The 23,590-nt window shown below is 62.0% G+C and carries 17 protein-coding genes; 3 read left to right on the forward strand and 14 right to left on the reverse strand.

Features of this window, described 5'->3' with window-relative positions; translation table 11 throughout:
• Nucleotides 1-45: 45 nt before the first annotated feature.
• From iolD to ACP7E0_RS10395, 3 genes are all read right to left on the reverse strand, one after another.
• Nucleotides 46-1,896, reverse strand: a complete 1,851-nt coding sequence (gene iolD / locus ACP7E0_RS10385) for a 3D-(3,5/4)-trihydroxycyclohexane-1,2-dione acylhydrolase (decyclizing) (protein WP_426124734.1) — start codon at nucleotides 1,894-1,896, stop codon at nucleotides 46-48.
• Between the two features lie 216 nt (nucleotides 1,897-2,112).
• Entirely contained in the window at nucleotides 2,113-4,044 is a 1,932-nt protein-coding gene (locus ACP7E0_RS10390) for a bifunctional 5-dehydro-2-deoxygluconokinase/5-dehydro-2-deoxyphosphogluconate aldolase (protein ID WP_426124735.1), read from the reverse strand.
• A gap of 104 nt (nucleotides 4,045-4,148) precedes the next feature.
• Complete coding sequence (locus ACP7E0_RS10395; protein WP_426124736.1) at nucleotides 4,149-5,012, reverse strand: MurR/RpiR family transcriptional regulator; 864 nt, start codon at nucleotides 5,010-5,012, stop codon at nucleotides 4,149-4,151.
• A gap of 330 nt (nucleotides 5,013-5,342) precedes the next feature.
• On the opposite strand from ACP7E0_RS10395, the gene ACP7E0_RS10400 reads away from it, so the two are divergent.
• Nucleotides 5,343-6,170, forward strand: coding sequence for a class II glutamine amidotransferase (locus tag ACP7E0_RS10400; RefSeq protein WP_426124737.1), 828 nt, complete (start codon nucleotides 5,343-5,345; stop codon nucleotides 6,168-6,170).
• Here ACP7E0_RS10400 and coaBC read toward each other — a convergent pair.
• The 4 genes from coaBC to ACP7E0_RS10420 all read right to left on the reverse strand — a co-directional run bounded on the left by coaBC (nucleotide 6,156) and on the right by ACP7E0_RS10420 (nucleotide 11,136).
• Complete coding sequence (gene coaBC, locus ACP7E0_RS10405; RefSeq protein WP_426124738.1) at nucleotides 6,156-7,361, reverse strand: bifunctional phosphopantothenoylcysteine decarboxylase/phosphopantothenate--cysteine ligase CoaBC; 1,206 nt, start codon at nucleotides 7,359-7,361, stop codon at nucleotides 6,156-6,158. The two genes, ACP7E0_RS10400 and coaBC, sit on opposite strands and share 15 nt — an antisense overlap.
• A gap of 100 nt (nucleotides 7,362-7,461) precedes the next feature.
• The gene (locus tag ACP7E0_RS10410) at nucleotides 7,462-10,020 is read right to left on the reverse strand and encodes an HWE histidine kinase domain-containing protein (RefSeq protein ID WP_426124739.1); all 2,559 of its coding nucleotides are present in this window, start codon (nucleotides 10,018-10,020) and stop codon (nucleotides 7,462-7,464) included.
• The gene (locus ACP7E0_RS10415; protein ID WP_426124740.1) at nucleotides 10,007-10,567 is read right to left on the reverse strand and encodes a biliverdin-producing heme oxygenase; all 561 of its coding nucleotides are present in this window, start codon (nucleotides 10,565-10,567) and stop codon (nucleotides 10,007-10,009) included. Before ACP7E0_RS10415 ends, ACP7E0_RS10410 begins: the two co-directional genes overlap by 14 nt.
• 146 nt (nucleotides 10,568-10,713) lie before the next feature.
• The gene (locus tag ACP7E0_RS10420) at nucleotides 10,714-11,136 is read right to left on the reverse strand and encodes a MerR family transcriptional regulator (protein WP_426124741.1); all 423 of its coding nucleotides are present in this window, start codon (nucleotides 11,134-11,136) and stop codon (nucleotides 10,714-10,716) included.
• Between the two features lie 83 nt (nucleotides 11,137-11,219).
• Here ACP7E0_RS10420 and ACP7E0_RS10425 point away from each other — a divergent pair, with 83 nt between their 5' ends.
• Nucleotides 11,220-13,538, forward strand: a complete 2,319-nt coding sequence (locus tag ACP7E0_RS10425) for a heavy metal translocating P-type ATPase (RefSeq protein ID WP_426124742.1) — start codon at nucleotides 11,220-11,222, stop codon at nucleotides 13,536-13,538.
• 36 nt (nucleotides 13,539-13,574) lie between these two features.
• Here the strand turns inward: ACP7E0_RS10425 and ACP7E0_RS10430 are convergent, their stop codons facing one another.
• The 7 genes from ACP7E0_RS10430 to ubiE form a co-directional block, all read right to left on the reverse strand.
• A complete protein-coding gene (locus ACP7E0_RS10430; protein WP_426124743.1) occupies nucleotides 13,575-15,221 on the reverse strand; it encodes an alpha/beta hydrolase in 1,647 nt (548 codons plus the stop codon).
• A gap of 30 nt (nucleotides 15,222-15,251) precedes the next feature.
• Nucleotides 15,252-15,734, reverse strand: a complete 483-nt coding sequence (locus ACP7E0_RS10435; protein ID WP_426124744.1) for a nucleoside deaminase — start codon at nucleotides 15,732-15,734, stop codon at nucleotides 15,252-15,254.
• Nucleotides 15,735-15,810: 76 nt separating this feature from the next.
• On the reverse strand, nucleotides 15,811-17,757 hold the full coding sequence (locus ACP7E0_RS10440; RefSeq protein ID WP_426124746.1) for a MacB family efflux pump subunit: 1,947 nt from the start codon (nucleotides 17,755-17,757) through the stop codon (nucleotides 15,811-15,813).
• Nucleotides 17,758-17,768: 11 nt separating this feature from the next.
• Nucleotides 17,769-19,007 (reverse strand): efflux RND transporter periplasmic adaptor subunit, encoded by a 1,239-nt coding sequence (locus ACP7E0_RS10445; RefSeq protein ID WP_426124747.1) that lies wholly within the window; start codon nucleotides 19,005-19,007, stop codon nucleotides 17,769-17,771.
• Between the two features lie 405 nt (nucleotides 19,008-19,412).
• Complete coding sequence (locus ACP7E0_RS10450; RefSeq protein ID WP_426124748.1) at nucleotides 19,413-19,883, reverse strand: GNAT family N-acetyltransferase; 471 nt, start codon at nucleotides 19,881-19,883, stop codon at nucleotides 19,413-19,415.
• A gap of 195 nt (nucleotides 19,884-20,078) precedes the next feature.
• Nucleotides 20,079-21,653: a 2-polyprenylphenol 6-hydroxylase gene (gene ubiB, locus ACP7E0_RS10455; RefSeq protein WP_426124749.1), complete on the reverse strand. Its 1,575-nt coding sequence runs from the start codon at nucleotides 21,651-21,653 to the stop codon at nucleotides 20,079-20,081.
• Between the two features lie 62 nt (nucleotides 21,654-21,715).
• Nucleotides 21,716-22,492 (reverse strand): bifunctional demethylmenaquinone methyltransferase/2-methoxy-6-polyprenyl-1,4-benzoquinol methylase UbiE, encoded by a 777-nt coding sequence (gene ubiE / locus ACP7E0_RS10460; protein WP_426124945.1) that lies wholly within the window; start codon nucleotides 22,490-22,492, stop codon nucleotides 21,716-21,718.
• Nucleotides 22,493-22,675: 183 nt separating this feature from the next.
• Here ubiE and mutM point away from each other — a divergent pair, with 183 nt between their 5' ends.
• The gene (gene mutM / locus ACP7E0_RS10465; protein ID WP_426124750.1) at nucleotides 22,676-23,566 is read left to right on the forward strand and encodes a bifunctional DNA-formamidopyrimidine glycosylase/DNA-(apurinic or apyrimidinic site) lyase; all 891 of its coding nucleotides are present in this window, start codon (nucleotides 22,676-22,678) and stop codon (nucleotides 23,564-23,566) included.
• The last annotated feature ends 24 nt before the right edge of the window (nucleotides 23,567-23,590 follow it).

Raw genomic sequence — 23,590 nt, forward strand, 5'->3', positions numbered from 1 at the left:
CCGGTTGGATCCTCGGGTCAAGCCCGAGGATGACGGAGTGTGTGCTTAACCAATACGCTGGGCCGCGAGTGCCTTTTCGTAGCCCTTGCGGGCCTCGTTGACCTCAGGCCGGGCGGAGACTTCCGGGACAGCCACATCCCACCAGTTGCCGCCCTCGTCCGTGGTGATCAGCGGATCGGTATCGATGACGATGACGGTGGTGCGGTTTTCGCCGGAGGTTTCCTTCAGGGCGATTTCCAGCTCGCTGATCGAGCCGACCTTGCGGGTAAGCGCGCCCATTGCAGCGGCATGACCGGCAAAATCGATGGCCGGCAGGGTGACGTGATGGGTGTCGCGCAAAAGGTTGTTGAAGTTGGCACCGCCGGTCGCCATCTGCAGCCGGTTGATGCAGCCATAACCTGCGTTGTCGAGCAGCACGATGGTGATCTTGGCGCCAAGCATGATCGACGAGGCGATTTCCGAGTTCAGCATCATGTAGCTGCCATCACCGACCATGACGACGACATCGCTATCGGGTTTGGCCAGCTTGACGCCGAGGCCGCCGGCCACTTCGTAGCCCATGGTCGAGAAGCCGTATTCCATGTGATAGCTGCCGGGCGTTTCCGCCTGCCAGAGCTTGTGCAACTCGCCGGGTAGACCGCCGGCGGCACAGACCAGCGTGGTGTTTTCCTTGCGCGCACGCTGAACGGCGCCGATGACCTGGGCGTCGGAAGGAAGTGCCGCATTGGTCGTCGCGGTCGCCTTGTCGGCCGCCTTCAGCCATTCGGCCTTGCCATCTGTCGCCTTCTTCGTCCAAGCCGCATCGACCTTGTGCGAGCCGAGCCCGGCGCTGAGCGCATCGAGGCCGACGCGGGCGTCGGAGACCAGCGGCAGCGCCTCATGCTTGGCGGCGTCGAAGGCCTGGGTGTTGAGGCCGATGATCTTCAGGCCATCGTTCTTGAACAGCGACCAGGAACCGGTGGTGAAATCCTGCAGGCGCGAGCCGATGGCGAGAACCACATCGGCATCCTCGGCCATCTGATTGGACGCCGATGTGCCGGTGACGCCGACCGAGCCCATGTTGAGCGGGTGGCTGTGTGGCAGCGACGACTTGCCGGCCTGGGTTTCTACGACCGGAATGCCGTGTCTTTCCGCAAAGGCGGCGAGTGTCTTGCTGGCTTCGGAGTAAAGCACGCCGCCGCCGGAGATGATCACCGGCTTCTTGGCGGCCTTCAGCACCGTAATGGCGTGGGCCAGTTCGTCCGCATCCGGATGCAGACGGCGGGTCGTCCAGACCTTTTCGTCAAAGAAGCTTTCCGGATAGTCATAGGCTTCCGCCTGCACATCCTGGCAAAGCGACAGCGTGACCGGGCCGCAATCGGCGGGGTCGGTGAGCACCTGCATGGCGCGGCGCAGCGCCGGGATGATCTGTTCTGGACGGGTGATACGGTCGAAATAGCGCGACACCGGACGGAAGCAGTCGTTGACGGTCATCGTGCCGTCGCCGAAATCCTCGATCTGCTGCAGGACCGGATCGGGGCGGCGATTGGCAAAGACATCGCCGGGCAGAAGCAGGACCGGCAGACGGTTGACATGGGCGAGCGCTGCCGATGTCACCATGTTGAGCGCGCCGGGGCCGATCGAGGTGGTGCAAGCCATGAAGCGGCGGCGGAAGCTTGCCTTGGCAAACGCGATTGCTGCATTGGCCATGCCCTGCTCGTTCTGGGCGCGGTAGGTCGGTAGCGTGTCCTTGATACCATGCAGCGCCTCGCCGATACCGGCGACATTGCCATGGCCGAAAATGGCAAAGACACCGCCGAAGATCGGTGTCTTCTCGCCGTCGATCACGGTCATCTGCTTCGTGAGAAACCGCGCGACGGCTTGCGCCATGGTCAGGCGAACGGTTTTCTGGCTCATTGTTTCCTCCTGCATATGCGGACATGATCCGGCATATTTCTTTGTCTCTTTCGGGGTAACACTCCCCGCTCGCTCTGTCGTCCCCTCTCCCCGCTTGCGGGGAGAGGGCTAGGGTGAGGGGCAACTCTCATTCTCGCGAAGCCGGGGTGTCAGCCCCTCATCCGGCCTGTCGGCCACCTTCTCCCCGCAAGCGGGGAGAAGGGAGATGCCGCACCCTCAGGCCGCCTTTGTTTCCGCAAGGCCAAGCCAGAGATTGACCAAGGCCTCGAACCTGCCCGCCATATCGGCGATCGCCTGTTCGTCATCGATCTCGCCAGCCAGCCAAGCCTTGCTTGCCTCGGCAAAGATCGTCCGGCCAACGGCAAAACCCTTGACGGTTTTTGAGGTGCGGGCGGCGGCAAAGCCTTCTTTCAGCGCTTCATATGGGGCTTCCAGCCCGAGCAGGACGACACCGCGGCAAAGCGGGTCGCGCTTTTCGATGACGGCGTCGACGGCGGCCCAGGCGGCACGGCTTGCCTGCGGCTCGAGCTTCCACCAGTCCGGCTTCAGACCAGCATCGTAGAGTTCGGTCAGTGCACGCGGGATCGTGTTGTCATCGAGCATGCCGTGCTTGCCAGCGATGATCTCGATCAGGATTTCACGGCCGACTTTGCGGGCGGCCTCAAAGGCCGAGCGGAGCTTGGCGATCTGGGTCGCCTTCATCTCAGTGGGATCATCCGGATGGAAGAAGCTCAGGACCTTGATGCAGTGATCGACCGGCCATTCGATGAGCCGGCTACCGAGATCCTGACTGAATTCAAATTGCAGCGGACGCGAGCCGGGAAGCTCGATCGGCTTGCCGATCCAGAAGTTCTTGTCGACAGCATAAAGAGCATCACGGCCGTACTTGTCGTCGATCAGCATGCCGAAGCCCGGACGGCCGTTGGCGATGCGCTCGGCGGCCTTGACGGCGAGAACCTTGAAGGCCGGGATCCGTGCCAGAATCTCGGCGTCGCCACCGGCCAGATCTTCCAGCTGGCTGCGGTGATCGATGGCAAGCGCCATCAGTTGCGGGATGTCGCGGCGGCGGGTGGTTGCCCAATGGACGTGGTTGATTGCCTCGTCCTTCCGCAGCGCCTTTTCCGCGCTGCCGTTTTCCAGGAAAAACTGCAGCTCGGTCCAAGTGGGGATTTCCGGCGCGCAGAGCAGACGCGATACGGCAAAGGCGCCGCAGGCGTTGGCCCAGGTGGCCGATGTCGCATGCGGCTCGCCCTTCAGCCAGCCGCGCAGGAAGCCGGACATGAAGGCGTCGCCGGCACCGAGCACGTTGTAGACTTCGATCGGGAAACCCTTGCCGATGATGCCGTCTTCGAGATCATCGGAAATCGGGCCGTCATAGACGATGCAGCCCATCGGGCCGCGCTTCAGCACGATCGTCGCCTTGGAATTGGCGCGGATGGTTTTTAGCGCTGCCAAAAGGTCGCTATCGCCGGATGCGATCAGCACTTCCTCTTCGGTGCCGACGATCAGGTCGCAGTCGGCCAACACCGTCTTCAGATGCGCGGACACCTTTTCGGAAGCGATATAGCGGTTGTCACCGGCATCATGGCCGGCGAGGCCCCAGAGGTTCGGGCGGTAGTCGATATCGAACACCACTTTGGCGCCACTTTCCTTGGCGATGCGGATCGCCTTGCGCTGGGCGGCGTCCGTATGCGGCTTGGCGAAATGTGTGCCGGTGACGAGGATAGCGCGGGCCGAACGAATGAAGTCTTCAGAGATATCGTCTTCACAAAGCGCGCTGTCGGCGCAGTTGTCGCGGTAGAACAAAAGCGGGAAGGAATGATCGTTTTCGACGGCCAGAATGGCCAGTGCCGTCAGCCGCTCGGGATCGGTGACGATACCCTTGGTTTCGACGCCCTCGCGCTCCAGCTGCTCGCGGATGAAGCGGCCCATCTGCTCCTTGCCGACGCGGGTCAAAAGCGCCGATTTCAGGCCGAGACGCGCGGTGCCGACGGAAATATTGGTGGGGCAGCCACCAACGGATTTGGCGAAGCTGGCGACGTCTTCAAGCCGGGTTCCGATTTGCTGGCCGTAAAGATCGACCGAGGCGCGGCCAATGGTGATAAGGTCGAGCGGCTTGTCCGCCTGCGTATCGGTGATCTGGCTCACTGCTTCCTCCCGGCGGACGCTTGCGTCGCGCCGACATTTTTAATGGCTGGTGGGGTGTCGCCTTTATGAAACATAAATTCCGCCGTTTAGTCAATATGGAATTTTCATTCTATTAAGTGATCTTCGCCGATCCGCCGCCTTTTTTCCGCAACCGCAACCGTCAACGCCATGGCAAAGGCCATGCTGGCCGAGAGCGAGCGAAACCCGGCGTGGTCGGCCTCGACAAGCTCGAACCAAACCTTCGAGGATTCTGCCAGCGGCGAGAATGCCGAATCGGTCAAGGACACGACGGGGACCTTGCGATTGGCAAGCAGCTTGGCCTGATTGACGCTTTCAGATGCATAGGGCGAGAAACTGACGGCGAAGGCCGCATCCTTCGGGCCGGCCATCGCCAGAATGTCATCATCGATCCCGGCCGCCGTGCCGACCATCTGATATTTGACCTTCAGCTTGCCGAAGGCATAGGCCATATAGCCGGAGATCGGATAGGATCGCCGCTTGGCGACCAGATAGATCGTCTCGGCACCGGCCAGAATATTGACGGCACGCTCGAACGCCTCGGGCTCGACCGAACTGGCAATATTGTCTAGCGAGCGATGCGCGGCAGCGACAAAACCGTTGAAGATGGAGCCGCTTTCCAGCTTGCTGTGGTCGTTACCGCTCAGCGCCTTGAGGCGTTCATCATAACCCGGCGTGCGCTCACGCAACCGCGCGCGAAAGATCTGCTGCAGGCTGGAAAAGCCTTCGAAGCCAAAATGCTGGGCAAAGCGCACCAGCGTCGAAGGCTGGACATCGGCTGAGGTGGCGATGCTGGCCGCAGTGCCGAAGGCGATTTCGTCGGGATTGTCGAGCGCGTAGGCGGCGACTTGGCGCAACCGTTTCGGCAACTGAGCCTTGCGCTCCAGGATGATCGTCTTGAGACCGTCGAAATCCTGCGGAATGGCGATGCTGTTTTCGGTTTCGGCCATATATCCGGGTCTCTTCCTGCTTTGTGCTCTCGTCAGGACCATATGCAAAGATTCTCGGCAAGAATAGAACATACATTCCACATCTGCATTTTCTTGCTGTTCCGCACTTCCCTTGGGCACACAGCATGTGCCGGCAACTACCGGGCTGTTTTTCAGCGCGACGTTCTTGAAGAAGCAACCCCGGCACCCAGAAATCGTAGATTGAACAGCAAGATGCGGAAATGATCCTGTTCGTTAACGCATTTTTACCATGTTCGGCCGGATGATCGGTGAGTATCATGGTTAACGAACCATCAAGGCGGGCCATCCCCGCGATCCGGAGTATCCTGCATGTGCCGCTGGGCAGCCTATCGCGGAGAGCCGCTCTATCTGGAAGAACTGGTGTCGTCGCCGGCCCACTCGCTGATCGAGCAATCCCATTGCGCCACCCGCGCCAAGACGGCGACCAACGGTGATGGCTTTGGCATCGCCTGGTACGGCGATCATCCGGAACCCGGCCGTTACCGCGATATCCTGCCCGCCTGGTCGGACTGCAATCTGAAAAGCATTGCCCGGCAGATCCGCTCGCCGCTGTTTCTCGCCCATGTGCGGGCGGCGACCGGTGGCGGCACGCGGCGCGACAATTGCCATCCCTTCGTGCACGGCCGCTGGTCCTTCATGCACAACGGCCAGATCGGCGATTTCGAGCATCTGCGCCGGCCGATGGAGGCGATGCTCGACAACGATCTCTACACGGCCCGCACCGGCTCAACCGATAGCGAGCTGCTGTTCCTGCTGGCGCTGCAATTCGGTCTGGAGCAGGACCCGCTGGGTGCCGTTGCCGAGACCCTGGCTTTCGTTGAACGGCTGGCCGAGCATCTGGAGCGCAAGGTTCTGGTGCGCTTTACCGCCGCCCTTTCCGATGGCCACAATCTCTATGCCGTGCGTTATGCGTCCGACTGGAAAGCACCAACACTCTATGCGGCACCGATGGGACCGAGCGGCGGCTATTGCCTCGTCTCCGAACCACTGAACGACGACGACAATGCCTGGGTGGAAATCCCTGACGGAACCGCCGTCATCGTCGGCGAAAATGGCGTCGATGTGCGTCTGTTCGGAACAGCGGGTGCCGCTCCGGATACGTCCCGGATGGAACGGATGGCGTCAGGAAAAATGTGAGGCGATCAGTGTGCCGAGCCATTCGGCAACGGCCTGCTTGTCCATCTCCGGCCAGTCCTCGTCGCCTGACTTGCCGATCACTTTCACAGTGTTGCGGTCACCGCCCATGATGCCGGTATGGGGTGAGACGTCGTTGGCGAGGATATAATCGGCGCCTTTGCGCTCCAGCTTCGAGCGGCCGTTTTCAGCAACATTTTGCGTCTCGGCAGCAAATCCGACCACCAGTTTCGGCCGTTTGGCATGGTGGCCGATGGTCTTCAGGATATCCGGATTTTCCGTGAGCAGAAGCGGTGGCGGCGCTTCGCCGGGCTGCTTCTTGATCTTGTTGCCGGAAGCGCTCGCGACCCGCCAATCGGCGACGGCCGCGACCATCACGGCGATATCGGCCGGCAATGCCCCAATCACAGCATCGCGCATTTCTTCGGCCCGCTCGACATGGACGACCTTGACACCCTTCGGATCTGGGATCGTCACCGGCCCGGAGACCAGCGTTACATCAGCGCCGAGCCGGGCGAGTTCGGCGGCAATGGCATGGCCCTGCTTGCCGGACGAGCGGTTGGCGATATAGCGCACCGGATCGATCGGCTCATGCGTCGGTCCTGATGTGACGATGGCTTTCTTGCCCGCCAATGGTTTCGGACCTGTATCGAGCAAAGCCTCGACGGCGGCGGCGATCTCCAAGGGCTCAGCCATCCGGCCCTCGCCTTTTTCACCGCTTTCGGCCATTTCGCCGGAAGCCGGACCGATGAAGCGGATGCCGTCGGCAACCAGCGTTGCATGATTGCGGCGGGTGGCGGCATGCGACCACATTTTTGGGTTCATCGCTGGTGCGACAAGCACCGGCTTGTCCGTCGCCAGCAGAATGGTCGAGGCCAGATCGTCGGCCAGGCCGTTGGCCATCTTCGCCATCAGGTCGGCGGTGGCAGGGGCGATGACGATCAGGTCGCAATCGCGGGCAAGGCGGATATGACCGACATCCTGTTCGTCTTCACGGGAAAACAGCTCTGTAAACACCTTGTCTGCCGCAAGCGCCCCGACGGCAAGCGGCGTCACGAATGCTTGCGCTCCCGCCGTCATCACCGGCCGCACGGACGCGCCGCGTTCCCGCAGGCGGCGGATGAGATCGAGGCTCTTATAGGCCGCGATACCGCCGGAAATGATGAGGAGGATGCGTTTTCCCTGAAGCGTCATGACGAATTCCGGTTTCGGCGGGCCGTTGCGCCCTGCCCTTTCGGCTGGACCCTATCCGACCGACCGGTGGGAGGCAATCAGGCCATCGCGTCCGAGCGGATCACCGGCTGTCCCTGTTCTCCAGAAGCCGCACAATCGTGGTTATCAGCGACGTGCTGTCATACGGTTTGCGAATGACCGGTATCCAGGAAAAATCAGGGGGGATCATTTCGCTGTTTCCGTAGCCGGTGGCAAACAGGAACGGAATGCCTCGCCCAACCAGTTCGCGCGCCACGGCAAGAGAGGTCCCGGCACCCAGATTGACATCGAGGATCGCCACGTCCGGCGTGTAGTCCACCAGCCTGCTCAGTGCATCATCGGCTGAGGCCGAGGTCATGACATCCAACACGCCGTGATCGCCAAGCATGCCTTCGACATCAAGCGCGATCAGCATCTGGTCCTCGACCAGCATGACCTTCATATCTGCGGCCAGCATTCCCTTCGACGGCTCCTTGCCAGTGACTTGGCCGGCTGCCGCATGGGACGGCTGTTCCGCCAGAGAAATATGCTTTGCCGGCAGCAGGAATCGCGCCACCACACCTTCGCGCGCATAGGAAACTTCACTATGCCCATCGAGGTCATAGGGCACGCTGCGATCGATCAGGGCGGTGCCAAAGCCGGTGCGGGATGGCGGAGAAACGAGAGGACCATCAGTTTCCCGCCAGATGATTTCGCAGTCGCCATGCACCGCCAGCGACCATGACACATCCAGCCGGCCACCAGGCCGCGACAGAGCGCCGTATTTGGCTGCGTTGGTCGATAGCTCATGCAGGACAAGCGCCATCACCGAGAAGGCGCGGGAGTTGAGCAGAACCGGCGGGCCATTGACGGCGATCGATATGGCGGGCTGCCGGTAGGGTGACAGTTCGGCGTTCAGCAGGTCCGTCAGCGGCCCGCCGCCATCGCCGCGCACCACCTGATCGTGGGCAAAGGACAGTGCCTGGATACGCCCCTTCAGCGAGGCGACATAATCGGTCAACGCCCGGCCCTCCTGTATCGGCTGGCCGACCAGTGACTTGATCAAAGCCAGAATGTTCTTGACCCGGTGGTTCAACTCCTCATTGAGCATGCGCTGGCGCACATCGGCGCGGCTGCGCTCTTCCGCCATCAGTTCGCTGTGGCGCAATCCGACTTCGACAAGGGCTGCCCGCGTGACTTCGGCGATTTCCCGGTCTGCCTCCGTCCATGGTTGAGCCTGCTGATGCACGGTCTGCTTCCAGATGGCAAAACTCTGGCGCGGCGTCAGCCGATCTCCCAAAGGCCCCGTCGTGTAGGTCTTGTCCGGATTGCCGGCCCAATTCAGGGTCTGCACCAGCTCCCTGCGGAAGAAGAACAGATAATCCCGTCTTGTCTGCGCCAGAGGTATGGCAAGTACGCCGGCCGCCTGCGCGCAAAAATCTTCCGCGCCCGGCATGCTTTGCGACAACGCGTGTGTGGCCCAGACGCGGGCCTCGGCAAGCGTGCCGATGTGGCGCGAAAGTGCTGCAATGGCGGCAGCCGGGGGTACCGAACCAAACGACGTCCAGACACCGTTCATCCAGAGCCCGATCCCGTCACATGGCACCAGCGTGTTGAAATCCGGCAGGTTTTCCGTCAACAACTGGCCGATATCGGCGTTATGCGAGGCCAGGCGCAGGAAGCGATCGAGCGACGCGCGGGCGCGGGTGGCAGTGGCAAGCCTGGATTTCTGCCTCAGTGAGGTCAGATGCAGCGAGAAAAACTCGCCAAACATTTCGGCAGCGACCCGCTCGGCCATCGACAGGGTACGGGGCTGGTAATGGTGACAGGCAATCAGCCCCCACAGGGCGCCGTCGACAATGATCGAAATCGACATGGAGGCTGCGACCCCCATGTTGCGCAGATATTCGCAGTGGATCGGCGACACACTGCGCAGATGCGCCAACGACAGATCCAGCGCCTCGCCCGATGCGTCGAACACCGGCACAAGCCCGACCCGCTCGCCGCTGGCGTCACCGATAATGCGAAGGGTGTTTTTCAGATAAAGAATACGGGCCTGCCGGGGGATATCGCTGGCCGGGAAATACTGGCCGAGAAAACTCTCGAGATCGCCGCGCTTGGCTTCTGCTGCAACCTTGCCGGATCCATCCTGCTCGAAGCGATAGATCATCACACGGTCATATTCGAGCATGCCGCGGATCAGCCGGGCCGCCTGCCGCACCAGGGGCTCGATGTCGCCGATGTCGCTGATCCGGCCGATGAGACCACGGGCAAGCTGCAATGGTTGGCCGGGTGACGCCGGCTCGAACTCGATGATGACTGTCAAGCGAAAGATGTGGATCGAGACATCGAAGACACCACCTGGCACCTTCAGCCCGGACAACAGGGCCGGACGGACGCCTTCACGGAGCGTCGCAAGAGCATTGCGCAAAGTATGCGTTGCTTCGGCGCCAAGGAGCTGCTCAAGCGGCAAGCCGTTGATCTCGCCGGAAACGCCCAGCATGGTGCCGGTATTGGCGGTGTGCCGGAGAACCATTGCAGCCCGCGCATCGCACGCGATCAGGCAACCATGCGGCTGGATACTGCCGGGGAGATGGATCGGCTCACGGTCGCAATTGGTCAGATCGACCGGCGCAGCCGTGTTGCTGTCATGCTTGTTCATGGGATGCCTGACGGAATGCTTGTTCGGCCGTCTCAAACGTTGCACGCGAGGCAGTGGCGACCCGCTCCATGTCGATTAAATCGGCATTTTCGAGCAGGGCGAGAAAAGCGGGCCAGCGATCGCTACGGCGTGATTGGACCGCCAGATGCCGGGCGCCGAAGTCTGCGTCGAAGCCAAGTTGCTGGGCACGCTTGTAAAGGACGCGGGAGCCGAGCGCTGACCCTTCCAGAACGTAAAGCATGCCAAGAAGCGCCTCGGGGCTCCGCTCCAGATCCGGTGCGTCCAAAGATGGTTGCGGCGTCACATCCAGATCACGCAGATCGTCGGCGATCAGGCGTGAAAACATTTCCGCATGCCAGCCGTCGCACTGCTCCGGCCAGACTGTTGACACCAGTTTGCGCTCCACCGCCTCGCGGAACGTCGAAATTCCGCGCAGATAGTTTCTGTAAGCGTCGGGACTGTCGAAGGAGCCGACCATCCGGTCAAGCGAGGCATGGGCTTGCGACGTGCTTTCGCGCAACTGGGCTCGGCGGGACCGTTCGGGCATTTACATTTTCCGGATACGCAAAAATTGGATAGGTGCATCTATCGATAAGGCATAAAACTCACGAAAGATCGAAAAGTTCCAGGGAGTTGTAAACAATTCTTTCGGGGACTGATCGGCAGAATTACCGCTCTCCCCAAAACCCGGTTTTAATGGCCGTGATGCATGCACTGGGCATGATCGGCGAGCACTTCGATTACCCGGCATTGATCGACGCGGCCATGGCCGCAGCCTTCCACCATCATTTCCAGTTCCGCCTTCAGTGCCATCAGGCTGCGGATACGCTGTTCCACCTCGACGAGCCTTGCCTTGGCAATGGCATCGGCGGAAGCACACGGCTGCAAAGGATTGTCCTGCAGGCTCAGCAGCGTGCGGATAGCTTCCACCTCGAAACCGAGCTCGCGGGCATGACGAATGAAGGTCAGGCGATTGAGATCGGATTGTTCGTAGGAACGCTGGTTGCCCTCGCTGCGGCTCGGCTCCCGCAGCAGGCCGATGCCCTCGTAATAGCGGATCGTCGGCACCTTGACGCCACTTTTGCGCGCAGCCTCGCCAATCGTTATGTTTTTCATGATTTTCCCTCTTGTACCTCTAGCCGCTCGAGGATGTAGGAAAGATGCCAGAGTTTGACAAGCAGGCACACAGGAAGTGGACAATGGCAGAGGCGACACAGACACGATACCGGGTTGAGGGCATGGATTGCGCCTCTTGCGCGGCCAAGATCGATACGGCAGTCCGGCGCATGCCGGGCGTCACCGACGTTTCGGTTTCAGTAACTGCGGGGACCATGACCGTGAAACATGACGAGGTCAGCGACCTCGCCGCCATTGCTAAGAAAGTCACCGGCCTTGGCTATTCGGTCTCGCAGATCGCCGGCAAGGCGGCGCCGGTTACAGAGCCCAAGCAAGCCTGCTGCGGCCATGATCACGGCGATCACAGCCATGCCGGACACGACCACACCAAGCATGGTGACCACGACGGCCATGATCATGCGGATCACGATCATAGCGGACACGACCATGCGAGCCATGCCGGGCACGATCACTCGAAGCCCGCAGCCAATGACGCCATGGAAGGCCTGCACGGGCATGACCATGGACCGACAAATGGTCCGTGGTGGGCAAGCAAGAAGGGCAAGCTAACCATCTTTTCGGGCGCCGCGCTGGTGATTGCCTATGCTGTCGGCCATCTCGTGCCGTCGATCGCATCCTATGCCTTCATCGCCGCCATGCTGATCGGGCTCATCCCGATTGCCCGGCGTGCCATCATGGCTGCGATGGCCGGGACGCCGTTTTCGATCGAGATGCTGATGACGATCGCGGCCGTCGGCGCGGTGATCATCGATGCCGGCGAAGAGGCGGCAGCCGTGGTCTTCCTGTTCCTCGTCGGCGAACTTCTGGAAGGCGTTGCCGCCGGAAAGGCCCGCCAGAGCATCCAGTCGCTGGCGGCGCTGGTGCCGAAGGAGGCACTGCTCGAAGTCAATGGCCAGACACGCGCGGTTCCGGCCGAAAGCCTTGCGGTCGGTGCCACGATCCTCGTTCGCCCCGGTGACCGCATCTCCGCCGATGGTGTGATCCTGTCGGGCGAAAGCGCCATCGACGAGGCGCCGGTGACCGGCGAAAGCACGCCGGTGCGCAAAGGCGTCGATAAAAAGGTCTTTGCCGGCACGATCAACGGCGATGCAGCATTACGCGTCCGGGTAACGGCGACTGCCGCCGACAACACCATTGCCCGCGTCGTCAAGCTGGTCGAGGAGGCGCAGGAATCCAAGGCGCCGACCGAGCGCTTCATCGACCGCTTCTCACGTTACTACACGCCCGGTGTCGTGGTTGTTGCCGCACTCGTGGCGATCGTTCCGCCGCTGTTTCTGGGCGGCCCATGGGGCGAATGGGTCTATAAGGGCCTTGCCATCCTGCTGATCGGCTGCCCCTGCGCCCTCGTCATCTCGACACCTGCAGCCATAGCCGCCTCGTTATCGGCCGGTGCCCGGCGTGGCCTTTTGCTGAAGGGCGGCGCCGTCCTGGAGACATTGGGCACCATCACCGCCGTTGCGCTGGACAAGACCGGGACGCTGACGGAGGGCAAACCGAAGGTCACTGATGTCCTTGCGTTTGGACATTCCGAAGCCGACGTGCTGATCTTTGCCGCTGCTCTTGAGACCGGATCGAGCCATCCACTGGCCAAGGCAATCCTCGATCGGGCTGCAGCCGACAAGGTGGCGGTTCCTGCGGTCTCCGATGCCAAGGCACTGGGGGGCAAGGGCGTCACAGCGACGGTGAACGGCAAGGCCGTCTTCCTCGGCTCGCCACAATCAGCCGGCGACCGCGTGGCGCTCTCGGCGGAACAGACGGCCGCAATCACCGCGCTGAACGACGAGGGCAAGACTGTCTCCGTGCTGATCATCGGCGACACGCTGGCCGGTGCAATCGCCATGCGCGACGAGCCACGTGCGGATGCGAAATCCGGGCTGAAGGCGCTGACGGACAAGGGCGTCAAGATCGTCATGCTGACCGGCGACAACAAGCGCACGGCCACCGCGATCGGCAAGCAGCTCGGCATCGAGGTGCGCGCCGAGCTGATGCCGGAAGACAAGCAGCGGATCGTCGGCGAATTGAAGCAGCAGGGTTTTGTCGTCGCCAAGGTCGGCGACGGGATCAACGACGCTCCAGCGCTGGCAGCCGCCGATATCGGCATCGCCATGGGCGGCGGCACCGACGTGGCGCTCGAAACCGCCGATGCCGCCGTGCTTCATGGCCGGGTCGGGGACGTTGCCCAGATGATCGACCTGTCGAAACGCACGATGGGCAATATCCGCCAGAACATCACCATCGCGCTGGGTCTGAAGGCGGTGTTCCTGGTGACGACCATCGCCGGCATTACCGGGCTCTGGCCGGCGATCCTGGCCGATACCGGCGCGACCGTGCTGGTGACGATCAATGCGTTGAGGTTGCTCGCCCCCGTGCGCAGCGCCTGATATCGAATGACCGGCGGCATCGCTGCCGCCGGTTCCTCAATTCCGTTTCGAGACCATTTCCTTGAGGCGCCCGACATCACCGGGCGCCAGCCCTTGCGGATCGGTCACCGCTACCCACGCGTCGATGTAATGTTCCGGCGCGTAGACGTGGCCGTAGCCCATCGGCGATGTCGTCGCCATCGCCATATCGAGCGCCAGCTGCAGCATGGTGACGACCGGATACCATGTGAGGTAAGGCGAGACATCAGGTCCGCGCGGCTGCTTCATCCACTCTGGCTCCCGGTAAAAGGAGTGGGGATCGAAGAAGGTCACGGGGTCGCTGGCATATTGCAGGTAGACGATGCGCATCGGGCCCCATTTTGCGCCGGGAATATCAAGCGCGTTCTTCTGGGCGGTGAAGCGGATCACGGAACTATCGCGGAAGCGCGGCAGCCAGGCCGGGGACCCAGGCTCGCGGCCAGCGGTTACCGATTTCCAGCCGGCGCTTTCGAAGGGCGGGCCGCTCCACAGCGCACCCTGGAAGGGATCGCCGATCACATCGAAGAGGTCGGCGGAGCGCTCGGAATTGAGCGCCCCGAGGCTGAGGCCATGCAGATAGAGTTTTGGGCGCTTATCCTTCGGCAGGGTCGTCCAGTAGCCATAGACAGCCTTGAACAGTGCCTCGCCAGCCTCCTCGCCATAGTTCGGTTCGACCAGCAGCGACAGCCAGCTGGTGAGATAGGAATATTGCAGGGCGACGCTGGCGACATCGCCACGATGCAGATATTCGACCGTATCCATCGCTGCCGGATCAACCCAGCCGGTGCCGGTGGGGACAACGACGATCAGCGTCGAGCGCTCAAAGGCGCCGGTGCGCTTCAGTTCGGCAAGCGCCAGCGCCGCTCTTTCCTTCGCCGTTTCCGCCGCGCTCAGGCCGACATAGACGCGGATCGGCTCCAGTGCGGGCTGGTGAAAGAAGGTGCCGATCTTTTCGGCCGTCGGGCCGGAGGCGACGAATTCACGGCCGCGAAATCCAAGGTCGTGCCAGGAGACGAGCGAGGCGGTGCTGCCGGTTTTCAAGGGGGCAGCAGGCGGTGCCAGATCGCTGTCGATCAGGGCGTCCAGCTCGCGGAAGGACGAATCGGCGAGCCGCAAGCCGGCCTTGAGCAGCAGGCCATCGGCGATCGACCAGAACAGAGTGAGAGCCAGGAGAATACCGAGCAACCGGGCGATCGGCTTGGGGGTAACGTGCTCGAATTTGCGTGAGAGAAAGGCGAATGTCATCCGGAACAGGCGGGCGAGCGCGATGACGACGACGAACATGAGCAGGGCAATCAGCGCGAGCTTCAGTGGCTCGGCCGTTTCCACCGGATCGAGCCCCATCAGGCTGCGGACAGAGTTTTGCCAGCGTGCAGCCTGCCAGAGAAATGCGATCGCTATTCCAACACATCCGGCCACAGCGAGAGCCTTGACGACACGCTCGATCTTTGGCGGAAAGGCAGGAAGTTCCAGATAAAGCCAGAGCCAGCGGCCAAACACACCAAGGCCATATCCGGCCGCCAGCGAGCAGCCGGACAGCACGCCTTGCAGCACGTAAGGCCGCGGAATGAGGCTTGGCGTCAGCGACACCGCGAAGAAAAGAGTGCCAATCAGCAGGCCCGGCAGCGACAGAGATGCCCATACGCGCAACAGATAGTTCTGCATCTCACCCCTCTCGCTGCCATCAACCGCTGGTCAACGCGAAAGGGCTCGGCCCTGCTGCATGTCCCGCCAGAAGTCGTAGATATCCATTTCTCCTTCCGGCCGCACCGGACGATAGGAAAATGTCATCTGCTGCTCGGCAAACGGCTTACGCAGGTCCGCATAAAGCGGCGCCGATGTTAGCCCATAAGGCGCTCCGTCTTCGTTGGAATAGGCGTAGGAAATATCGGTTATGCCGGCAAGCCGCATGGCGGCGAGGCACATCGGGCATGGATGGCCGCTGGCATAGACGGCCGCCCCTTTGAGGGTGGCCGTGCCGCGCTTGATGGCTGCCTCGCGCACGGCGACAAGTTCGGCATGGGCGGTCGGATCGTGTGTCTCCAACACGCCGTTGACGCCCGTTGCCACCACCTGACCGTCGATCACCAGCACGGCGCCAAAAGGCCGCCCGCCCTTGCGGACATTGTCACGGGCAAGCGCGATGGCCTGGGTCATGAAGCGATCTGCGTCGGACATGGTTTCCTCCTCGTGCGTTTGCACCAGTGGAAACGATCACGCGAGCGGCGTCAACCGGGGCGGTGTGACGGGCTGATCAGGTGGAGGCCAGCGCCACGGCCGGCTGCAGACGCGAGGCGTTGTAGGCGGGCAGATAACCGAAGATCAGGCCGGTGAGGAAGGCGCTACCAAAGGCGAGAATAACCGGACCGGGGGCAAAGCTGACGGCGACGCCGAAGGCTTGGGCCACCGCACCGATGCCGAGACCCAACCCCACCCCGATCAGGCCGCCAAGGGCGGAAACCACCAGCGCTTCGACGATGAACTGGGTCAAGATATCGCGGCCACGGGCGCCGGTCGCCATGCGGATGCCGATCTCGCGGGTGCGCTCGGTGACAGAGACCAGCATGATGTTCATCACGCCGATGCCGCCGACCAGCAGAGATATGGCGGCGATCGAGCCGAGGAAGACCTTCAGGATATTGGAGGTTTCAGTAAAGGTTTCGCGGATCGCGGCCATGTTGATGATCTGCGTGTCCTCGCGCTTGTGGCGCTCGTCGAGCAAAGCCTGGATCTGGTCCTGCGTCACGTTGATGGCGCTGCCATCCTTCACCTGCACGGTGATGGAGCGGACATTCCTCGCCCCGAACAGGCGCAGGTTGCCGGTGGACAGCGGCACGAGCACCGTATCGTCCTGATCGTTGCCGCCGGCGCTGGCGCCCTTCTTCGACATCACGCCGATGACCTGGAAGGGGATGTTCTTGATCAGAATATATTGCCCGAGCGGATCGGCACCGTCTGGAAACAGCGCGTCGGCGACGGTCCGGCCGAGCACGGCGACGCTCGCATAGGCATCCATGTCGGTCTTTTCGAGGAAGGCGCCATCCTCGACGGTCCAGGATTTGGCCTCAGGGAACTGCGGCACCGTGCCGTTGACCGTCGTCTGCGTATCGAGATTGCCGGCCCGCACCGTTAGTGTGCTCGACATTTCCGGAACGGCGAAGCTGATATTGGGCAGCTCCAGAATGGCATCGGCATCCGACGGGATCAGCGAGACGATGCTGCCCCCTTCCCCGCCACGGAAATTCGACATATTGGGCCGCACGACCAGCAGATCGGAGCCCATGGCGGCGATGCGGCTCAAGACGGAATCCTGTGCTCCCGTGCCGATGGCCAGCATGGCAACGACGGAGCTCACACCGATAACGATGCCGAGCAGGGTGAGGATAGTGCGAAACAGATTGGCCCGCAAAGCCCGGAACGACATGCGCACGGCCTCGGCAACGTCAGTGACAATGGCAGCTTTTCCAGCTTTACGCGCCGCAAGTGCCGGCTTGGCGCGGCCGATCCGCCTGATATTGCCGGGGATACGGTCGGCGACGATCAGCCCGTCGCTGATTTCGATGACGCGGTCGGCGGATTCGGCGAGTTCCGGGGCGTGAGTGATAATGATGACGGTATGGCCGTCCTCGTTCATCTGCCGCAGCGTCGCCATCACTTCCTTGCCGCTCTGGCTATCGAGCGCGCCGGTCGGCTCGTCCGCGAGAATGATCTGGCCGCCGTTCATCAGCGCGCGGGCGATCGACACGCGCTGCTGCTGGCCACCGGACAGCTGGTTGGGCAGGTGATCGAGCCGGTCGCCGAGCCGGAGCGAGCGCAAGAGCATGCTGGCACGCTCCTCCCGCTGCCGCGACGGCATGCCGGCATAGATGGCGGGGATCTCGACATTTTCCTGCGCGGTCGCGGTCGCCACCAGATTGTAGCTCTGGAAGACGAAGCCGAACATCTGGCGCCGCCGGGCCGCAAGCTCGTCGGCGTTCAAATCCGAGACGTCCTCGCCTTCGAGCAGGTACTGACCACCGGTCGGCGTATCGAGACAGCCGAGGATGTTCATCAGCGTCGACTTGCCCGAACCGGACGCGCCGACGATGGCGACGAATTCGCCCGGCTGGATATCCAGCGAGACGCCACGCAGCACTTCTACGGCCACGTCGCCGTTGACGAAGGTCTTGCGGATATCCTTGAGCGAAATGAGCGGGGTCATCGGCTGTGCCCTCAGAACATCGGCGGCATGCCGCGCCGGGAATTGCCCCGGCCGGACGCCTTGTCACCGGAACCGATGCTGACAACCACGGTGTCGTTTTCACCGAGCCCCTGCTTGATCTCGACCCGGACGCGGTTGCGAACACCCGTCTCGACCTTGCGGATTTCGTGGGCACCGGTGGCGGTGATGACGGTGACTTCGCTGGACTTCCCTTCCCGGCGGAAATGGACAGCGGCGACAGGAACGGTCAGCACGTTGTCGGCCGCCGATTCGACGAAAAAGACCTGCGCCGTCATATTCATCATCAGTGCGCCATCCGGATTAGGGACATCGAACAGGGCGTAATAGAGCACGACATTGTTTTCGGTCGCTGGCGTCGGCTTGATCTGGCGCAGGGTGCCGGGATAGCGCTTGCCAGGCTGGCCGAGCAGGGTGAAATAGGCGTTCATTCCCACTTTGAGCTTGCCGACATCGGCTTCGGACACCTGGGCTTCGACCGTCATGGTCGAAAGATTGCCGATGGTGACGATGGTTGGTGCCGTCTGGTTGGCATTCAGCGTCTGGCCTTCCTTGGCCGACGTATTGATGATCGTTCCGGTCAGCGGCGCATAGATCTTGGTATAGCCAAGGCTGATGCGGGCATCCTTGAGCGTCGCCTGCTGCTTGCGGACCTGGGCCTTCAAGGAATCGACATTGGCCTCAGCTGCGGCAAGTGCCGCCACCGCCTCGTCGAGCGCCGACTGGGCGGCACTGTTGCCCGCAACAAGGGCGCGCTGGCGCGTCAGGTTGGCACTGGCCAGAACCACCTGCGCCGATTTGTCGATCATCTGCGCCTCGAGATTGGCAAGCTCGGCCTCGGCGATTTCGATCTGCGTTTCGATGGAGGCGCTGTCGATCTCGGCGATCAGCTGGCCTTCCTTGATGCTATCGCCGATCTCGACCTTGAGGCTCTTCAACTGGCCGGAAACCTGGGCGCCGACATCGACGTCCTTGATCGGGCTCAAGAGACCGGACGCCGTGACGCTGTTTTCGATATCGCCGCGCACCGGCATTTCCGTCACGACGGCTTCGGCCGCTTCCTGCTTGCCGTAGACCGACCAGCCATACCAGCCGGCGGCGGCAAGGATCAGGGCCGGAAGAATCAGCCAGCGCCTGCGCATGCGTCCACGTTTGCTGCGCACCGGAATCGGCTGCGCGGCGGCGTCCGGCTCTTCAACCGCAGGGGCAATTTTCCGGGTGGCGTCCGCCATTCACATCTCTTTCGACTTCATTCAGGCACTGGCCGTCATTGCCGCGACAGCTAGATTGAAACTACGCCATAATGAAGTCCAACGGCATGAAATCTCTGTAATCTTTCCCGTTTTTCGTTTCGCAATGTTTCCAGACAATCGACAATGCGATGGAGTTTGCACTGCTTGATAACCGCCAGCCTGCGACGGGCCGTGAAGGAAGAGCCGCGCTCACGGCAACTGTAGACGCGATGGCAGTATGCGCATGATGGTTTCCCCTCTTGGCTGGAAGAGCCGCTAAATGCTTGGGACGGACAACCTCACACTGACAACAGGCGGCAGCTCCCAAAGAACAGGGCGTCAACCGCCCGGTGTTTTGATCCGTGCCATGGCGAGCACATCAGCAAACGCTCCTTCGCGAAACGCCTAAGCCTTGTGAACGCCCTCAGTTACAAAGCCAGCGGCCTCGTAGAGTGTGATTGCTCCAGCATTGTCGGTAAAGACTGTGAGCTCTATGCGCGTGATGTTCAGCCAGTTGTCCGCAGCATCAATGAGCTCGAGTAACAGGGATTTGCCGATGCCCTGCCTTTGGTAGGCGTCGTGGACGCTCATGCCGAGCATCGCTGCGTGATGACGCCTTCCCGCCTGGCGATGGAGCCCGGCGGCCCCCAGAATAACACCATCCCTTTCCGCGACCAGTTGAAGCCCTCCGTCGGATGGCTTCTCCAACCACGAGCGTACCTCCTCCGGACGCGTATAGGGCAGCCGCAGCGTTCCCCGCCGCACACCTGGCTGGTTCAGCATGACGGCCATCTGCTCGTAGTCTCCGGGACGCGAGGCCCGAATGAGTAGTTCACTGTTCAAGGGCAGAACGGGAGAGTTTTCTGTTTGCTTCACGACGGTCCTCGTCTTCGAATGCGAGGAGGTAAGAAGCTTGCGACCCTACCTGCCTCGGCAGGGTCCACAGGATGAAAGCGCTTTTAGCCCAGCACCGATCCTGCGCACCCCGAAAGGTCCGTGCAGGTCACAATAAGGGTGCTTACTACGCTGTTCATTCCATAAAATTGAACGAGCGCACCGGCAAAAGCAAGCTCAAAAAACCCGCCATGCGATAACGATCAGCGTAATCGCAATCACCCAGAGCGCCACACGGCCCGAGCGGCTGTGCCGCGCCTCGGAACGGCCGATGGCTTCGGCAGTCCGTTCGTCGAAACGGAGGCCATTTTCGGCCATGGCGGTGATCTCGCGCGAAAACTTCTCCGTCTTGGCGGCGATCTCCGGTGCTGCCTCGGCAAGGCGCAGGGCGGCGTGCAGTCCCTCTTTCACATCTCCCAGAATGCGCTTGGGGCCGAGATTATCCCGGATCCAGGCGCCGACCACGGGCTCGGAAGCCTTCCACATGTTGAAGCGCGGATTGAGCGTGCGGGCGACACCTTCGACGACGACCATGGTCTTCTGCAGCATGACCAGTTCCGGTCGCGTTTCCATGTCGAACAGCTGGGTGACTTCGAATAGCAGCGTCAGAAGCTTGGCCATCGAAATGGTTTCGGCCGGCTGGCCGTGGATCGGCTCGCCGATGGCGCGAATCGCCTGGGCGAAGCTTGCGACATCGTGATGGGACGGCACGTAGCCCGCTTCGAAATGCACGTCGGCGACGCGGCGGTAATCGCGGGTGATGAAACCATAGAGGATTTCGGCAAGGAAGCGGCGCTCCTTCTTGCCGAGCCTGCCGACGATGCCGAAATCCACAGCAACGATCATGCCCTGCGGATCGACGAACAGATTGCCCTGGTGCATGTCGGCGTGGAAGAAACCGTCGCGCAAAGTGTGGCGTAGGAAGGACTGGATCAGCGTATCGGCCAGCGCATCCAGATCGTGTCCGGCGGCGCGCAAGCCCTCGACATCCGACATCTTGGTGCCGTCGATCCACTCCATCGTTACGACGTCGCGGCCGGTACGTTCCCAATCGACCTTCGGCACCCGGAAGCCGGGATCATCAGCCGCATTCTCGCTGAGTTCCGAAAGCGCGGCGGCCTCGAGCCGCAGATCCATCTCGATCTTGGTGGTCTGCTCCAGTGTCTTCGTCACCTCGACCGGCCGCAGGCGGCGGCTATTGGGCAGGAAACGCTCCTGCAGCCCGGCAACGAGGAACATCGCCTCCAGATCGTGGGCAAACCGCTGGCGAACGCCGGGGCGGATGACCTTGACGGCAACCTTCCGTTCGACGCCATCCTTCAGCACTGTTGCCGGGTGCACCTGCGCGATCGAGGCGGCGGCGATCGGGTCGCCAAATTGGGTATAGAGCTCGGCGACCGGGCGGCCGAGAGAGGCCTCGACGGCCGCGCGCGCTTCCGCAATCGGAAACGTCGCCATGCGGTCCTGCAGGAAGGACAGATCTTCGGCAAAATCAGCGCCGACCACGTCCGGACGGGTGGCAAGAAACTGGCCTATCTTCACATAGGAAGGCCCGAGCCGCTCGATTGCCCGGGCCAGCCGGTCGCTGCGAACCTCACTTCTGGCGCCGCGGCGGGCGAACAGGCCCGCAAAGGATTGCGCGGCCTTCGGCAGTGCCGGCAGGTCTTCCGACGGCAGCGCCGACACGACGCCTTCGCGCACCAGGACCCAGCCGATACGGACAAGGCGAAGATAGGCTCCAGGCGTGCTCATAGCGGCTTGCCGCCGCACCGGGGCAGCCCCTCAGAGCGCTTCACGAAAATGGATATCATGCGTCAGATCTTCCAGCCGGAATGCAGCGCGGCAATGCCGGCGGTGTAATTGGTATAGGTGACACGCGAGAAGCCGGCCTTGGTGATCATGGCAGCGAAATCGCGCTGGTTGGGAAACTTGCGGATTGATTCCACCAGATACTGATAGGGCTCGGCATCGCCGGTGACCATCTGGCCGAACTTCGGGATCGCGTTGAACGACCACGCATCATAGACCTTGTCGAGCAGCGGCATCTCGACTTCCGAGAACTCCAGTACCAGCAGACGGCCGCCGCGCTTCAGGACGCGGTAGGCTTCCGACAGCGCCACGTCGATGCGCGGCACGTTGCGGATGCCGAAGGCGATCGTATAGGCGTCGAAGGAATTGGCCTCGAACGGCAGTTCCTCGGCATTGGCCTCGACGAAGGTGAGATTAGGCGACAGGCCCTTCTTTTCGGCACGCTCAGCGCCGACGCCGAGCATCGAGCCGTTGATATCGAGCACGGTTGCATGCGCCTTGCGGTCCGATGCCTCGACAATCCGGAAGGCGATGTCGCCGGTGCCGCCGGCAACGTCGAGAACCTTGTAATCTTCGGAACGGCGCGGATTGAGCGAGGCGATCATCGCATCCTTCCAAGCGCGGTGCAGCCCCATGGACATGACGTCGTTCATGATATCGTAGCGCTTGGCGACCTTGTGGAAGACATCGTTGACGAGCGCCTGTTTCTCGCCCTGACCAACCTGGCGAAACCCATAGGAGGTTTCCATGCCGCCATCGGCAGAGGTGCGCTCACCAGTCATCAAGGTTTACTCCGTTCAATCGCTGTTGTGCCGACCATAGCGAATTCGCTTCATCCACGCTATCTCTGCGGCAGATAGCGGCCTGCGGCATTCGCGCCCGTGGCGGCCTGCTATAGGATATGTGCGCTGCGAATGGAATTGCCAAATGACCCCGGCCCGTTGGCGCATGGTTAGGAGATAGGAATGCCGGAACTTCCCGAGGTGGAAACGGTCAGGCGGGGCCTGACGCCCGCAATGGAAGGCGCGCTGCTGGTGCGGGCCGAGCTGCGCCGTCCGGACCTGCGCTTTCCCTTCCCGATCGACTTCGCAACGCTGGTCTCGGGACGGCGCATCGTCTCGCTTGGGCGGCGGGCAAAATACCTTTTGATCGACCTGGAGGGCGGTGACGTAATCATCGCCCATCTTGGCATGTCCGGGTCCTTCCGGGTGGAAGACGGCCTGGCATCCGAGACACCCGGAGATTTTCACACACCCCGCGGCAAAAGCGAAAAGCACGATCACGTCGTTTTTCATCTGGAGGGAGCAAAAGGCCCTGCCCGCGTCATCTACAACGACCCGCGCCGCTTCGGTTTCATGGACCTTGCCCGGCGTGACGTGCTGGCGAACCACGCCTTCTTCCGCGAGCTTGGCGAAGAGCCGACCGGCAACGTGCTCGATGCCGCCTATCTGGCCGCGCGTTTTTCCGGCAAGGCGCAGCCGTTGAAATCGGCGCTGCTCGACCAGAAGAACATTGCCGGCCTTGGCAATATCTATGTCTGCGAAGCACTGTGGCGCTCCGGCCTGTCGCCCCTGCGGGCTGCGGGCACGCTGGTGGATGCAAAGGGAAAACCGAAGGCGACGCTGGTGCTCCTGACCGAGGCGATCCGCGCCGTCATTGCCGATGCCATTGCTGCCGGCGGGTCGTCGTTGCGCGACCATATCCAGACGGACGGCACGCTGGGCTACTTCCAGCATTCGTTCTCTGTCTACGATCGCGAAGGCGAGCCCTGCCGGACACCGGGCTGCGGCGGAACCATCGCCCGTGTCGTTCAAGCGGGCCGATCGACCTTCTATTGCCCGAAATGCCAGAAATAGCGGACCCCGGCAGCGGAGTCCCTC

This window comes from Pararhizobium sp. PWRC1-1 (assembly GCF_049897905.1).
In the GTDB taxonomy this organism is placed as follows: domain Bacteria; phylum Pseudomonadota; class Alphaproteobacteria; order Rhizobiales; family Rhizobiaceae; genus Pararhizobium.